Genomic DNA, 14,469 nt, shown 5'->3' with positions numbered 1-14,469 from the left:
CCCTATGCCAAGACCATCGAAAAGCACCGGTGGCGGGAGGAGCCCCTGATCCTCTACGAAGTGCTGATGGTCCACGTTTACAGTGATCGTTCGCGTACGATGCGCGCGATGTCGATACGCCGCAGAGTCCGAAGAACTGGGGTCTGGGCGACCAGTGCGGCGACGAGAATGCCGAGGGCCGCGAGGACAGGCGTCCGGGTCTGCATCTGTAGTGACCAGTGGTAGCCCTGCGTCTGGTAGGTAGCCATGAGCCAGCGTGCCAGTAGTGTCCCGGTCGCGAGGCCGACGGGGATGCCGATCGCCACCAGGACGAGGTTCTCGGCAGCGATGAGCCTGGCGAGCATTCCCGGGGCCATGCCGGCGGCACGCAGGGTTCCCAGCTCGACGGCTCGTTCGGCGACGTTCGCGGACATCGCGTTGAACAGCATGGCTGCCGCCATGGCCGCGGCGAACAACAGCATGATGCCGACCAGGGTGTCGTACAAGGAGAAGGCATCGCGCATCGCTGAAGCCAGCGCCTTGGTGTCCAGATATGCCTGGACTCCTGGTAGTACAGAGATTCTTTGCCGTGCTGCATCACGGTCGGCGCCCGGCCGCAGTTGCAGAAGCACCCCTGTCGCGCTGGGCTCGCCGAGCGATTGATCGAGGTGCTCGAGCGACATGTAGGCGACAGCGCTCATGGGTTCATCGACGTAGCCCGCGACCGGTTCCGTCAGACTGCGTCCGGTCTCGGCAAAGGTGATCGTCACGGGGTCTGCGGGGTTCAGGCGCAGCGTGTCCTTCAGGCCTCGGCTCAGCAGGACGCCACGTGCGGGTAGCTGTGCCGTGCCGTGAGAAGTCGGGAACTGGTGCATCGTGGTGTCGGTCGGCAGCGCCATGAGCAAAGTGTCGAAACGCCGATTCCCGTTCGTCAGGCTGACGTCCAAGCGAGCGTAGGGTTCGGCGGCTCGCACAGCGGGGTCAGTCCTGACCTCGGCTAGGACGCTCGCTGCTCGGCCGGGTGTGGTGCTCACCTCGGCGCTTTGCCGTTGGATCGTTCCGAACTGTCGGTCGACCACGGAGGAGACGGTGTCCCGCAGCCCGGCGAACACGAGCACCAAGGTCAATGACACGGCAACACCGCTCACTGTGAGGATGGAGCGTTTTCTGTTGCGCGTGGTGCTTCGCACCACCATGCGCCAGCGCGCGCGTATTCTCCGCAGTGGCGGAATCGCGCGCTCGACGAGCGAAAACCGACCGCTACCACTGGGTGGTGCCGTGCTCATCGCCTCGGCCGGACTGGTCCTGGCCGCCGCCCGCGCCGGGGCCCACGCGGCCAACGAGGCCGCTGTAAGCGCGGCGCCGGCCCCGATCACCAGCGTCCAGGGGTGGAGTTCGGTGACGTGCAACGGCAAGCCGAGCGCGGAGGTGTACTGCGTGGTGAACCAATCCCCGAAGAAATATCCGCCGACAAGGCCGGGCACCACTCCAGCCGCTCCCGCGACCAGCCCGTACCCGAGGTAGTGCCGGCGCAAAGTGTGCGGGGAAAGACCATTGGCCGTGAGCGTGCCGATGACGGCACGCTGGGCGGCGACCAGCCGGGAGAGCAGGACGTAGGTGCCGACGACTGCTGCGGCCAGGAACAGGCAGGGCAGGAGGGTGGCGAAGGTGCCGATCGACTTCACATCCTCATCGAGAGCATGGAAAGACGGCTGGTCGGCGCGGACGGCCGACGGCAGGCCGCGTGCCGCGGCCAGGTTCTGAGTCCCCGCGACGAGATTTGCTGCGGCACCGCGGTCTTCCGCATAGACAGCGAGCTGCTCGACAGGTGCTGTGCTCACAGAACTGACAGTGGTCTCCGGCGCGAACAACACGCCGAAGTAGTCCGGTGTCGTCATGACTTCCTGCGCGGACCGGGCCGGCCAGAAGTACTCGGTGGACAGCCCGGTCCCCGAGACGGTGAAGTCCTGCCAGCCGTACGGTCCGAGCAGCCCGACTTTCTGGCCCACCCGCAGGTGGAAGTGGTCGGCCAGGTGCTGTTCGACGAGCACTTCCCCGGGCCCGGGCAGCCGGCCCGATCGGAGCGCCAGGCGGGCGACGGCCGGCTGGGCACCGTCGGGGACGCCGACCACGCGCCCCAGCAGAGTGCGGTCGCCGATGCGCAGGCCCGTCTCCGCCTCGTGGCGGACCTGCGTGACGGGGTGCCCGGGCAGCGCTGCCACGTCGCCGGCCAGTGCTGACGCACCCGGTCCGGTGATGACGACGTCGGGCAGGCGCTGCTCGGCATAGGCCCGGTCGAACGAGCCGGCCAGGTTGCGATAGGCGTCGAAGGCCGCGACGAACACGCACACACCCAACGCGATGACGAGCGCGACCGCCGTGAACTGCCATCGCTGCCGCCACACGTCGCGGCGCAGTTTGGCGCGGAAGACGCGGCTCATCCGGTATCACCACCACAGATCGGCAGCTTCGACTGGAGAATCCACCTTCTGCTCCCTCGAGACCGCCCCGGAGTGGAGCCATACGACATGGTCGGCCATATCGGCGATCGCCGAGTTGTGGGTGACGACGATGACGGTGTGGTGTCCTTCCCGGGCCAGTGCGCGCAGCACGCCCAGCACCTGACGGCCGGTGTTCAGGTCCAGGCTCCCGGTCGGCTCGTCGCACAGCAGCAGCGGAGGTTCCTTGACGATCGCACGGGCGATCGCAACCCTCTGCTGCTGGCCTCCGGACAGCTGCCCCGGGAACCGGTCCGCGGCCTCGGCCATGCCGACGCCGGCCAGAGCCGCGCGACTCCTGGCTCGCGCGTTCGGACCGGTCAGCTCCGCGATGATCTCCACGTTTTCCAGCGCGGTGAGAGACGGCACCAGATTGAAGAACTGGAAGACGAATCCGACGCGGGTTCGACGGTAGTCGGTGCGCGCCGACTCGCTCAACGCCGCGATGTCGGCGCCGGCCACCTCGATCCGGCCCGAGCTGGGCCTCTCGATCCCGCCGACGAGGTTGAGCAGTGTGGTCTTGCCCGAGCCCGAAGGGCCCAGCAGCACGACGAACTCACCCGGCCACACCTCCAGCCGGACGTTCTTCAGAGCGTGGACAGTGGAGGCGCCGCTTCCATAGGTCTTACCGAGCGACTCCAGCCGCACCGCCGGCCGGCCCGACTTGGCCGCCTCCTCGGCGACCGCCGCCAAGTCGGGCTCGTCGTTGCGTGCTCTGGACCACATCTTCGACTCTTCCTCCCTCCTGAGCTTGAATCCAGTCCTGACCTCGCCTGGTGGCGAGGTCGCGTTGTCAGCCGTGCGGGACGACGGCGACCGGGCAGTGGGCGTGATGGAGAAGTGTCGTGGCGACCGGCCCGATGCGCAGTCCGGCATGCTCGCCATGGCGCCGGTGAGCCCCCACCACGACGAGGTCCGCGCGGCTGGACTCCTCGGTCAGGACTTTCCCGGTCGTTCCGGCGACGACCTGGTGCGAAGTCTTGATCTCAGGGTGCTGAGCGTGAGCGTGGAGGACGGCAACGGTCAGGCGCTCCTCGATGTCGGCGGCGACCTCCGCCGAACTCTTCATGAGACCGGCAGCCACCAGGTTCTGCTCCATGACCCACCGTTCCTCGTCCTCGGACACATACACCGCGACGAGGTCGACGTGCCGGTATGCGGCCTCATCGGAGGCGAAGGCGAGGACGTCAGCGCAGCCGGGTTCGTCGATGTCCAAGGCCGCCACGACACGGTCGTAAGCAGCCGCACCGTCACGTCCATCGCCGCCGGCGACGATCACGGGACACGAAGCACCGCCCAGCACCCGGATGGACACCGATCCCAACAGCAGGCCGGCGAACCCGCCGCGCCCGCGGTTGCCGACTACCAGGAGTGCGGCCTCTTTACCGGCGGTTAGCAGGACGTGGGCTGCCGGTCCCGCCTCGGCGACGGGACGCGCTTCCAGGTCGGGGTACCTGGCCCGGACGTAATCCACACCCTCTTCGGCGATCTTCTTGGCGGCCTTGTCGTAAACGTCTTGCAGCCTGGGCGGCGTGAAGAACATGGGAGTGGTCGGTCGCGCGTAGTGATAGGCGTGCACGACGGTCAAGACGGCGTGCCGCAAGCTGGCTTCCCGACCCGCCACCAGCAACGCCTGCTGGCTGGGCGCGGACCGGTCATAACCAACGACCACTGTGCTGTTCACGCTTCCCACCTGGCTGCTTCACGCTGCGACGGTTCGCCGATCTGGTTTCCTTGCCTCCTTTCAGGCTCCCGCTTGGACGAACCTGGAAGCAGGGCCGGACGGCCTGGTCGCTCACGGGTACTTCGGCCCCGGGAGCTTGACCGTTCAAGGACCTGCTCGGCCCATCAGCCCATCGGCCCATCGAGCGGTCGGTCCAGAGGAAGGGCCGAGTGGCCCGGGACTCCGGGGTTCGAAGACATGACACCCGAAAGCGCCCGCGGGTACAGGTTCGTCACCACCGACGCCTGTCGGGGTGAGAACACCCTCAATGGACCACCACGACGGGGCAAGCTGCGCGGTGAGCACACTCGCGGCTGACGGAACCCAGCACGAGCCCCGCGAATCCGCCCCGGCCATGGGAACCGACGACGAGCAGATCGGCGTCCTTCGCCGCGTCCAGCAGAACCCGGACCGGGGCTCCGTGCACTACATGCATGCTGACCGCCGGATCTTTCGGATCTCCGCCCGCATCGGTCACCGCCGTCGCCAGTTCGTTGAGCGCGGACTGCTCCAAGGAAGGCACATGCGGAAGCAGATCATCCTCAGCGCGACCGTCGGCTGTCGCGGCCGCGGCCGAGGCGAAAGGAAACTCCCACGCGGAAACCACGCGCAACGTGGTGCCGCGGAGGCGGGCTTCCTCGATCGCCCACCGCAGCGCGTGCAGGGATGAGGATGAATCATCTACGCCGACGACGATGCCAGCCACGGTGTGTCTCCTTCGGTCGGTTCACACATCAAAGCCTGTCTTCGAAGGCTCGGCGGGGAAAGGGCTTGTCGTACTCACACCCGACGGGTCGAACATCCCTGGAGGTGTGGGCCGTTGGGCCCTACCGCCTACATATTCGATGCATGACATCGACGGTAGAAGCGGCATCGGACGGCCCTCGGTTCGGCGCCTCCACGCCGAGGTATCGGCGAACCGGCCTTCAGAAGAGAGCATCGGTGACGAACGCCACGGAGACGGCGCCGTAGGAGGATCTGGCCTTGCTCTGGTGGTAGCTCAGGCGGTGCGCAAGACCGCGGTCGGCCGCGGCTGCCTGGCATGTGTGGGGGCGGCGGGTCGGCCGGTTGTGGTGTGGACGACGTCGGCGAGGCTGGCGGCGATGGTGGTCCAGCGCAGGCGGTCGCCGGTGCGGCGGGCGGCGGCGGTGGCCGCTGCCAGGCGTCCGGGCTCAGTCAGCATGGTGCGCAGCGCGCTGGTGAAGGCGTCGTCGTCGCCGGGCGGGACGGTGATGCCGGCTCCGTCGGCGAGCATGTCGCGCGCGTAGTGGTAGTCGGTGGACACCGCGGGGACGCCTGCGGCCAGGGCGAAGGTCAGGGCTCCGGAGCTGACCTGTTCGACCGAGCGGTAGGGGGTCAGGAACACGGTGCTGGCCTGAAGGACGGCGGCGATCTCGGTGTCGGTGAGGAAGTGGTCGAGCAGAACGATGCGGTCGGCCACGCCGAGGTCGTCGGCCAGGGCTGTCAGGGTGTGCCGGTAGTCCTGGCCGTGGTGGCGGGCGACCTCGGGGTGGGTGGCCCCGGCGATGAGGTAGCGCAGATCGGGCAGTTCGGCCGCCAGGCGGGCGACGGCGGTGATGGCGGTCTCCAGGCCCTTGTTCGGGGAGATCAGGCCGAAGGTGCTGGCCACGGTCGCCCCTTGCAGCCCGGCCAGGGCGGCGGCGACCTCGGGCCGCGGGTTCCGGCCGGTCCGCCGGGCGGCGGGGTAGAGGATGTCGGGGGCGCCGTGGCCGATGACGTGGATGCGGCCGGGGGCGGCGATGCCGGCTGTGACGGCCAGGCGGTGGGCGGTGGGGGTGAACACGGTCACGGCCGCGGCGCCGCCGCACAGCTGCCGCAGCACCCGCGCCTGCCCTGGGGTCGGCTGAGAGACGACCGTGTGCAGGGTGGTCAGGTACGGGATGCCGACGGCGGTCAAGGCGGCGGCGAAGTCCAGGATCCAGGCGCCGTCCGGGCCGCCGAAGATCCCGAACTCGTGCTGGATCAGGACCGCGGCCACGCCTTCGGCGGCCAGCCGGCGGGCGGCGGCCGGATAGTCCTCGGGGTCGTCCTGGTCGATGACCGCGTGCACCTCGGGGCCGTACGCCTGCCGGTCCCGGTCCACCGCGACCACCACCACTTCCAGGTCCGGTGCGGCGGCCGACAGGCCGTGGCGCAGGTCGGCGGTGAAGGTGGCGATGCCGCAGGCCCGCGGCGGATAGGTGGACACGATCGCGATCTTGCGGCGGGGCCGGGTCGGCGTTTGGGCCGGGGTCAGGATGGCCGGGCGGTGGGGAAAGCTGTGCGGCATGCGATTGGCTCCTTCATCCGGGCGCCCGGGGTGTGCGGGTCTCGGCCGGACACACCGGGCGCCGATGGGACGCGGGGTCAGTCGTGCAGGCGGATCGTGGGCCCGACGCGGATGTGCGGGCCCGACGGCGGTGGGGTCCGGGCGTGGACGACGGTCGGCCCGGCGATCAGCGGGGCCCCGCCGTGGTCGGGTCCGCCGTCAGGGTCGTGCGGGTCCGGGCCGGGCCCGGCGGCGGTGCCGGCGGTCCGGGCGCGGTCGTAGGCGGCGCGTTTGGCCGGGTCGTTCAGGACCCGCCAGGCGGTCACCACCTGCGTCAGGCGTTCGGGGCGGGACTCGTGCCCGGTGGCTGCGGCGTCGGGGTGCAGGGTGCGGGCCAGCTGCCGGAAGGCGGCTTTGATCTGCTCGGCGTCGGCATCGGCGGCAACGCCGAGGATCGCGTAGAAGTCGGGGTCCATCATCGCTCCGGCCGGTCTGCCGGTGGCCGCCGGAGGGGGCGGCCGCCGGAGACGGTGGGGGTGACGTGCATGCGGCACGCCGCACGGGTCAGGCGTTGATCGCCTTCTTGTCCCCGGATGCGGTGATCTCGACCTTGCGCGGCTTGGCCTTCTCGGCGACCGGGATGCGAAGGGTCAGCACGCCGGCGTCGTAGTCGGCCTTGATGTTGTCGGCGTCCAGGGTGTCGCCGAGGAACAGCTGGCGGGAGAACACGCCCAGGGGCCGCTCGGAGATCTCGACCTTGGTCTCGCCGGTCGCGGTGGGGCGGCGTTCGGCCTTCACCGTGAGGACGTTGCGCTCGATGTCGACGTCGATGGCGTCCAGGGACACGCCGGGCAGGTCGAAGCAGACCACGAACTCGTCACCCTCGCGCCAGGCGTCGAGCGGCATCGGGTTGGGGCGGGTCCAGGTGCCCGCGGCGGTGGTCCCGAGAAGCTGGGCGGCGATGCGGTCCAGGTCACGGAACGGGTCGGTGCGCATCAACATGGGGGTCACCTCCAGATGTGTGGTCGACCGTCGGGGGTCGACTCGCTGACACCCACCGGTATAGCATGTCATCGGAACGACGACAAGTGATGGCGTCGCCGAGGAGATGACGCGATGGAGAAGATGCCGATAACCCAGGTCGCACCCGGTGAAGCCGGGTTCGACACCGGCGCCGCTCTGGGACAGATCACCGCCGCGATGCACGCGATGCACGCCATGCACGCCCCCGCCGTCGAGCCGGGAGTCCCGGCGCCGGCGGCGTTGAACGCGAACCAGGTGCTGGCCGCCTTGACACTGCTGCGCGAGCTGCGCACCGAGATAGCCGGCTGGGAGCCGCAGCTGATCGAGGCCGCCCGCGCCCTGAACACCAGCTGGGCCGACCTGGCCCCGGCGCTGGGCGTGGCCAGCCGACAAGCCGCCGAGAAGCGCTACCTGCGGCTGCGACCGGCGGCTGACGGGACGGAAGGGACCCGTGAGGAGCGGGTGGCCGCCGAGCGGGACCGGCGGGCCGGGGACAAGGCGGTCGCCGGCTGGGCCCGGGACAACGCCGCCGGGCTGCGGCAGCTGGCCGGGCAGATCGGCGCCCTGACCGACCTGGGGACGGGTGCCGACGGCGACCTGGCCGTGCTGCACGCCGCGCTGGGCCGCGACGACGCCGCGGACCTGCTGGAGCCACTGGCCGGCACCCGCGGCCACCTGGCCGCCGGACATCCCGGCCTGGCCGATCAGGTCGGGGCCGTCAGCGCCAGCGTCGCCGAGGTCCGCGCCGCATCCGACCGAAGCCGCCGGCCCGGCGCATAGCAGAGACCGAACACGTTCCGTCAAGGACAGGAGGGTTGGTTATGGTGCGTTTCGAGACGTTCATGGAGCAGGTGGTCGACCGGGGCGAATACCGCAGCCTTGACGAGGCGGACCGGGCCTCCCGGGTGGTGCTGGCGCTGCTGGGCGCGCACCTGATCGGCCGCACCCGCGCACAGCTGGCCGCGCTGCTGCCGGAGGCGTTCGCGCTGATCCTGCTCAACCCGCTGCCGGCCGCGCAGCCGCTGAACGCCGAGCGCCTGGTGCGCGCCACCGCGGCCTGGATCGAAGGCGCCACCGAGGCCACGGCGCTGTGGGACATCGGCGCGGTGCTGTCGGTGGTCGCCGACATCGCAGGTCCCGACCTGATGGCCCAGGTGCTGATGCAACTGCCGGCCGACTGGCCGCCGCTGTTCGGGCTGCCCGAGCACGCCGACGCCGCCTGAACCCCACCAGCCGGGCGGGCACACCCGAGCGGGCGTGCCCGCCCGGTCCCACCGCCTTGGCCACGCGTAGCCCTGCGAGGAAGCCCACCGGCGGAAACCAGCGTCGAGACCCTGGAGTTCCCGGTCACCGACCGCCTCGCCGGCCCCCTGTAACCGCGAGCCGGGGTGCGGCCCGCCACCGTACCGGCCGCCGCACCCCATCCCGAACCGAACCCAGACCGACCGCGACCCCACCCCAACCGTCATGACCGTCATGATCGCCTCGGCGCTCGCCGCCCCCACCGGCGCGATCGACCACCACCGGCTGCTGCCCGCGCTGGACGCCGCCGCCCGCGCCTCGGCCGACGCCCACGACGTCACTCGTGCCCTTACCGACACCGTACTGGCCTGCCAACACCTGCCCGCCGAGGTCTACCAGTACGCCCCGCACCTGTCCCAGGCCACCGAAGCCCTCACCGCCGCCAGCCGGACGCTGACCACCGTCACCGGCTACGCCACCGCCAACCCCATGCCCGACAACGTGCATGCCCTGCACCGCGCCACCGCCGAACTCGCCGCAGCAACCGCCGCCCTGCGCTACCAGACCGCAGCCTTGGCGACCGCCGCGGCCTGGCATAACACACCCGCCGCGCTGTCTCCATCGCAACGAGCGACATCAACCTTCAGACGAAGCTCGCTGGTGTAGGACAGATGTAGGACTACCGACCGTCGAGCTGCCGGTGGTCCTGATGAGCGCTGCGGAACCGGTCATCGCGAAGCCTCACAGTCGGTGTCGTCGATCCGCGGCGCCTGTCGGCCCATGACGGCGTCGGCCGCCGACGGAAAGCAGGTCAGGCATCGTTCGTTGACGCGGTACAGGTTCGCGGTTCCGACTGGTTCCACCAGGACGAAGCGGGTCTCGGTGAGGGTCTTCAGGTGGTGCGAGACCGTGGACTGGCCGATCGGCAGGGCTGCCGTGATCTCGCCAACGGTCATGGGGCGGCCGGTGACGGCGAGCAAGTTGAGGACCTGGATGCGCGTGGGGTCGGACAGAGCGCGGAACCACGTCGCGTAGGTCTCCGCCGTGGTGCGGTCGATCGGGGCTACCGTATTCATCGATCATCGACGATAGTAGATGAATGCGCGACGCGATAGCCCCGCGGTCTGAGCCGCACCACGGCCGCCGGTCAGGCGGTCGCGGTCGAGGACTCGGTGATGAGCAGTGCGGCCAGGGCGGCCATCTTCTCGCGCACGGCCGAGTAGTAGACCCAGGTTCCGCGGCGTTCACCGGTGATCAGGCCGGCCTCGCGCAGGACCTTCAGGTGGTGGCTGATGGTGGGTCCGGAGACCTCGAACCCACACTCGAGGTCGCACACGCAGCTCTCGCCTTCGGGTGCGCTGGCGATCTGCGAGAGCAGTTGCAGGCGGATCGGGTCGCCGAGCGCCTTGAAGGCCGGGGCCAGGGCGATGGCGTCGGCGGTGGAGATGGAGTGCTCCGCGAGCGGTTCGCAGCACGGCTCGGCGGTCGGGGAGTCGATCACCGGGAGGTCCTTCAGTTTCGACATACTTCTAGATTGACAGACTTCAAAACAGACGGCAAGCTGAAGGTGCTTCGAAAAACTTCGAGACAAGGGGCTCGTCATGTTCCGCCGTTCCAGCACCTCCAGCAAGACCCGCCGCGACCTCGGCGTGAAGTTCTGCGACGGCTACGGCGTCAGCACTGCCGCCGAGCGCTCGGATGCCCGCCTCGACGCCACTCGCACCGCGGCGGCGATGCGCCTCCCGCGCATCTAGCACCGTCTGATCCGTCCAACCCATCGTCTGCACCACCGAGCATGTGAGGAGCACAGACATGAGCGAGGAGAACACGGGCGCCGTCGGCGGCTTTCAGGGCAGCCTGGCCGACGCCTTCAACCCGGCGGCCGGCACCGGCTGTTGCGGCTCCCCGGCCGCCAACACCGGCGCCGACGCACCGGCCAAGACCGCCGGGCCGTGTTGCGGCACCGTGGAAGAGGCCAAGGCTGAGAACGCCTGCTGCGGTTCGCAGGCCAAGACCGAGGCCGTCGCTTCGGGAACGAGCTGCTGCGGATGAACACCGCCACCCCGGCACCTGAGCCGTCGGCGCAGCGTATGAAGGCCACTGTCAGCGCACTGGCATCCCGTGAGCTGGCCGGACGACGCGTTGCCACGCCCGGCGGCGCAGCCACCCGCGAAATCCTGACCGCCGCACTGACCGAACTCGACGCGGTCAGTGTCACGGACCCGTTCGCCACCGCTGTCGGCCCGGCCGCCAACATCTACGCGACCATCACCGACGTCGTCCCCGGCAGGCCACAGATCTGGCTGACCGCGCACTACGACGGCGTCGGCGACATGGACGGCGTCCACCGGCCCGGCGCCGCGGACAACGCCTCCGGTGTCGCGGTCGCGCTGGAGGCCGCACGGTTGCTGAAGCACCGTCTCACGGCAGGGACCGGGCTGTCGCTCGCTCTGCTGGACGCCGAGGAGATCGGAGCCCTGGGCTCCGCTCACCATGCCGCACGTCTGGTGACCGAAGGTGCGGCGCCGATGATCATCAACATCGACGGCGCCGGAGAACTCAACGAGGCGGTCTCGGTGGAGGCCGGCGGCGACGCCATGCCGATCCTGACCGCACTCGACGCGGCCGGACGAGCCACCGGGGTCACACTGCGCGCAGGGCGGATCGCCTCCGACAACCGCCGATACGCCGCTGCCGGGCTGCCCGCGGTCGGACTCGGCGCTGGAATGCACGGCTACCACACCGCAGGCGACACCGCCGAGTACGTGCGACCCGAGACCCTGACAGCGATCACCCGCCTGGTCGTGGCCACGGTCGAGAACCTCGCAGCACAGAACACGAACACCGCCGCCGCCCCCCTGACGTCTGGAGCAGACGCCGTGAACCAGCCACTGAACGAACTGCCCGTGGTCGTCATCGGTGCCGGACCGGTCGGTCTGGCCGCCGCCGCGCACCTGGCCGAGCGTGGCATCGCCTTCCTGGTGCTCGAGGCCGGGGACGACGTCGGTGCCGCGATTCGCCAGTGGGGCCATGTGCGGCTGTTCAGCCCGTGGCGCTACGACATCGACCAGGCTGCCCGCGCTCTCCTGGAGAAGACCGGCTGGGCCGCGCCGGACGCCGACACTGCTCCGACCGGCGCGGAGTTGGTCGAGCAATACCTCGTGCCGCTGGCGGCCACCCCGCAGATCGCGCCGTCCCTCCGGCTCGGCCACAAGGTGACGGCGATCAGCCGGGTCGGAGTGGACCGGGTCCGTTCCCGCAGCCGCGAGTTCGCACCGTTCCTGCTGCGGGTCGACGCGGACGGCGCCAGCACCGATCTGCATGCCCGCGCGGTCATCGACGCCACCGGCACCTGGGACACCCCGAACGTGCTGGGCGCCTCCGGCCTGCCCGCCCATGGGGAGCGGGAAGCAGCCGCTCTCATCGACCACGCGCTGCCCGACGTCCTCGGCGCCGCTCGTGCCACCTACGCCGGAACGCACACTCTGGTGATCGGCGCGGGGCATTCAGCGGCGAACACCCTGCTGTCCCTGGCCGAACTCGCCGAGGCCGAACCCGGAACCCGCATCTCGTGGGCGATCCGCACCGGCTCGGCAGCCCGCAGCTACGGCGGCGGCGAAGCCGACGCCCTCCCTGCCCGCGGCGCCCTGGGCACCCGTCTGAAGCACCTCGTCGCCGAGGGCCGCATCGAGCTGGTCAACCAGTTCTCCGCCCATTCCATCAAGACTCTGCCCGACGGCACCGTCGAGGTGAGGAGCATCGATGCGCGCGGCGGCGAGAAGACTGTGACCGTCGACCGGATCGTCGGGGCGACCGGATTCCGCCCCGATCACTCGATCGCCTCCGAGCTGCGCCTGGACCTCGACCCGGTGTTGGGCTCCACCCGCGCCCTGGCGCCGCTGATCGACCCGAACGAGCACTCCTGCGGCACCGTGCCCCCGCACGGCGTGGACGAACTGTCCCACCCCGAGCCGAACTTCTACGCCATCGGGATGAAGTCCTACGGCCGCGCCCCCACGTTCCTGCTCGCCACCGGCTACGAGCAGGCCCGTTCCGTGGTCGCTGCCTTGGCCGGGGATTGGGATGCCGCCCGCGACGTCCGTCTGGAGTTGCCGGAGACCGGCGTCTGCAACACGACCCTGCCGGGCGACGAGGATGAGTCCGGCGGCTGCGGAAGCTCCTGCGGAACGTCGGCCCCGGTCAGCGTCGGATGGGCGACCGGGATCGCGGGCAGCCTGCTGTCCGAGCCGCTCCCGCTCGTCGACGACGCGGCCGGATCCGGCTGCTGCGCCGGCGAACCAGTCCCGGTCGAGGTGGGCGCGGCGCCAAGCGAGCAGAACAGCGGATCAAGGTGTTGCGGCGACTGATCTCATCAGCCGCGCCCGCGTCGGGAGCCGCTACGGAAGGCGGCTCCCGACGCGCCGCGCTGTCCGAGTACCGGTGGCGGCTGGTCGCAGGGCTGGCCGTCAGCCAGACGGTCGGCTACGGCGTGCTCTTCTACGCGTTCTCCGTCTTCCTCGTCCCGACCGCCCACGACCTGCACACCAGCACCCCCGTGGTGACCGGCGCCCTGACCTGCTCGCTGCTGGCCGGAGCCGTCGCCGCCGTCCCGGTGGGCCGGCACCTGGACCGCCATGGTGGCAGGGCCCTGATGAGCATCGGCTCGGTCGCGGCGAGCGTGCTGGTCCTCGCCTGGTCGCAGGTGCAGACGGTGTGGCAGCTGTACACCGTGTGGATCGGCGTCGGAGTCGCGTCGGCCGCGGTGCTGTACGAGGCGGCGTTCGCCGTCATCGTCTCCTGGTTCGGCGCCGAGGGCCGCGCGAAGGCGCTGCTGGCCGTGACCATCGTGGCCGGGTTCGCCTCCAGCATCTTCCTGCCCACGGCCGGGTTCCTGCTGGCCGACCTGGGCTGGCGCGATGCCGTCCTGGTCTTGGCGGCCGTCCACGCCGCCGTGACGATCCCGTGCCACCTGTTCATCCGCCGACCGTCGCAGTCTTCGACGAAACCGGCGCGGCACGCCGCCGGCCGCCGCGAGGAGGTGGTCGCCGCCGCGCTGCGCGATCCGGCGTTCTGGACGCTCGGCGGCTCACTGCTCGCCCAAGGCGCGGCGGTGTTCGTCATGGGAGTGTTGCTGGTCGCGGCGCTACGGGACCTCGGGCACTCGGCGACGTTCGCCGCCACGGCCGCGGGCCTGCTCGGTGTGCTCTCGGTCAGCGGACGCCTGGCCTTCACCGCCGCGGGTCGGCGTGCCTCGGCGACCAACGTCGCCGCTGTCGTGTTCGCGGTCCAGGCCGCCGGTGTGGGCCTGCTGCCCCTGATCGGCAGGAATGCCCTGGGCGCCCTGGCCTGCATCCTCATCTTCGGACTCGGCTTCGGCGTCTCCACCCTGATCCGCCCCGCCGTACTCACCAGCCGCTACGGCACCGAAGCCTTCGCCACCCTGTCCGGTGTCCTCACCACACCGCTCACCGTGACCAAAGCCCTCGCTCCTCTCGGGGCCGCGGCCTGGGCCGCCGCCGCGCACAGCTACACCCCACCACTGACCGCGTCGGCCGTATGCTGCCTGATCGGCGCGGCAGCCATGGCCGCTACCGAGGTCCAGCCGGAGCCGGTCCGGCCCGATCCGCTCCACGCCGGCGACCGGCTCGGCGAACAGCACGTCGAACTACGTACGCCACCCGCATCGGCTGCTCCGCCATAGCGATGTTGAGAGCGAAGGCTTGCGGAGGAGGGGC

16 protein-coding genes and 1 pseudogene are annotated in these 14,469 nt (G+C 70.3%); 8 read left to right on the top strand and 9 right to left on the bottom strand.

Features of this window, described 5'->3' with window-relative positions; all coding sequences use genetic code 11:
- Positions 1 to 77 precede the first annotated feature (77 nt).
- From ABD466_RS11390 to ABD466_RS11360, 7 genes are all read right to left on the bottom strand, one after another.
- Positions 78 to 2,420: an ABC transporter permease gene (locus ABD466_RS11390; RefSeq protein ID WP_344656946.1), complete on the bottom strand. Its 2,343-nt coding sequence runs from the start codon at positions 2,418 to 2,420 to the stop codon at positions 78 to 80.
- 6 nt (positions 2,421 to 2,426) lie between these two features.
- Entirely contained in the window at positions 2,427 to 3,203 is a 777-nt protein-coding gene (locus tag ABD466_RS11385; protein WP_344656945.1) for an ABC transporter ATP-binding protein, read from the bottom strand.
- A gap of 67 nt (positions 3,204 to 3,270) precedes the next feature.
- Positions 3,271 to 4,149: a universal stress protein gene (locus ABD466_RS11380; RefSeq protein ID WP_344657020.1), complete on the bottom strand. Its 879-nt coding sequence runs from the start codon at positions 4,147 to 4,149 to the stop codon at positions 3,271 to 3,273.
- A gap of 316 nt (positions 4,150 to 4,465) precedes the next feature.
- Positions 4,466 to 4,906 (bottom strand): universal stress protein, encoded by a 441-nt coding sequence (locus ABD466_RS11375; protein WP_344656944.1) that lies wholly within the window; start codon positions 4,904 to 4,906, stop codon positions 4,466 to 4,468.
- A gap of 294 nt (positions 4,907 to 5,200) precedes the next feature.
- On the bottom strand, positions 5,201 to 6,490 hold the full coding sequence (locus tag ABD466_RS11370; RefSeq protein WP_344656943.1) for a glycosyltransferase: 1,290 nt from the start codon (positions 6,488 to 6,490) through the stop codon (positions 5,201 to 5,203).
- A gap of 77 nt (positions 6,491 to 6,567) precedes the next feature.
- Positions 6,568 to 6,948: a J domain-containing protein gene (locus tag ABD466_RS11365; RefSeq protein ID WP_344656942.1), complete on the bottom strand. Its 381-nt coding sequence runs from the start codon at positions 6,946 to 6,948 to the stop codon at positions 6,568 to 6,570.
- An 85-nt stretch (positions 6,949 to 7,033) separates the two neighbouring features.
- Positions 7,034 to 7,471 (bottom strand): Hsp20/alpha crystallin family protein, encoded by a 438-nt coding sequence (locus tag ABD466_RS11360; protein WP_344656941.1) that lies wholly within the window; start codon positions 7,469 to 7,471, stop codon positions 7,034 to 7,036.
- A 114-nt stretch (positions 7,472 to 7,585) separates the two neighbouring features.
- On the opposite strand from ABD466_RS11360, the gene ABD466_RS11355 reads away from it, so the two are divergent.
- The 3 genes from ABD466_RS11355 to ABD466_RS11345 all read left to right on the top strand — a co-directional run bounded on the left by ABD466_RS11355 (position 7,586) and on the right by ABD466_RS11345 (position 9,400).
- Complete coding sequence (locus ABD466_RS11355; RefSeq protein ID WP_344656940.1) at positions 7,586 to 8,272, top strand: HSP18 transcriptional regulator; 687 nt, start codon at positions 7,586 to 7,588, stop codon at positions 8,270 to 8,272.
- 41 nt (positions 8,273 to 8,313) lie between these two features.
- On the top strand, positions 8,314 to 8,715 hold the full coding sequence (locus ABD466_RS11350) for a DUF2267 domain-containing protein (protein WP_344656939.1): 402 nt from the start codon (positions 8,314 to 8,316) through the stop codon (positions 8,713 to 8,715).
- Between the two features lie 244 nt (positions 8,716 to 8,959).
- Positions 8,960 to 9,400, top strand: coding sequence for a hypothetical protein (locus ABD466_RS11345; protein ID WP_344656938.1), 441 nt, complete (start codon positions 8,960 to 8,962; stop codon positions 9,398 to 9,400).
- 62 nt (positions 9,401 to 9,462) lie between these two features.
- Here the strand turns inward: ABD466_RS11345 and ABD466_RS11340 are convergent, their stop codons facing one another.
- Positions 9,463 to 9,810: an ArsR/SmtB family transcription factor gene (locus ABD466_RS11340; protein WP_344656937.1), complete on the bottom strand. Its 348-nt coding sequence runs from the start codon at positions 9,808 to 9,810 to the stop codon at positions 9,463 to 9,465.
- 71 nt (positions 9,811 to 9,881) lie between these two features.
- Positions 9,882 to 10,259 carry an ArsR/SmtB family transcription factor gene (locus ABD466_RS11335; RefSeq protein ID WP_344656936.1) on the bottom strand — a complete coding sequence of 126 codons (378 nt, stop codon included), beginning with the start codon at positions 10,257 to 10,259 and terminating at the stop codon, positions 9,882 to 9,884.
- Between the two features lie 76 nt (positions 10,260 to 10,335).
- On the opposite strand from ABD466_RS11335, the gene ABD466_RS11330 reads away from it, so the two are divergent.
- From ABD466_RS11330 to ABD466_RS11310, 5 genes and pseudogenes are all read left to right on the top strand, one after another.
- Positions 10,336 to 10,488: a hypothetical protein gene (locus tag ABD466_RS11330; protein WP_344656935.1), complete on the top strand. Its 153-nt coding sequence runs from the start codon at positions 10,336 to 10,338 to the stop codon at positions 10,486 to 10,488.
- A 58-nt stretch (positions 10,489 to 10,546) separates the two neighbouring features.
- Entirely contained in the window at positions 10,547 to 10,786 is a 240-nt protein-coding gene (locus tag ABD466_RS11325; protein ID WP_344656934.1) for a hypothetical protein, read from the top strand.
- Positions 10,783 to 11,541, top strand: a pseudogene (locus ABD466_RS11320) (M28 family metallopeptidase); the annotation flags it as partial. The gene ABD466_RS11325 and the pseudogene ABD466_RS11320, both read left to right, overlap by 4 nt.
- A gap of 72 nt (positions 11,542 to 11,613) precedes the next feature.
- Positions 11,614 to 13,101, top strand: a complete 1,488-nt coding sequence (locus tag ABD466_RS11315; protein WP_344657019.1) for an FAD-dependent oxidoreductase — start codon at positions 11,614 to 11,616, stop codon at positions 13,099 to 13,101.
- Positions 13,089 to 14,435 carry an MFS transporter gene (locus tag ABD466_RS11310; protein ID WP_425558620.1) on the top strand — a complete coding sequence of 449 codons (1,347 nt, stop codon included), beginning with the start codon at positions 13,089 to 13,091 and terminating at the stop codon, positions 14,433 to 14,435. Before ABD466_RS11315 ends, ABD466_RS11310 begins: the two co-directional genes overlap by 13 nt.
- The last annotated feature ends 34 nt before the right edge of the window (positions 14,436 to 14,469 follow it).

Source organism: Catenulispora subtropica, assembly GCF_039531675.1.
GTDB lineage: Bacteria > Actinomycetota > Actinomycetes > Streptomycetales > Catenulisporaceae > Catenulispora > Catenulispora subtropica.
The sequence above is the reverse complement of the archived record's forward strand: the minus strand, read 5'-3'. Positions and strand labels throughout refer to the sequence as shown.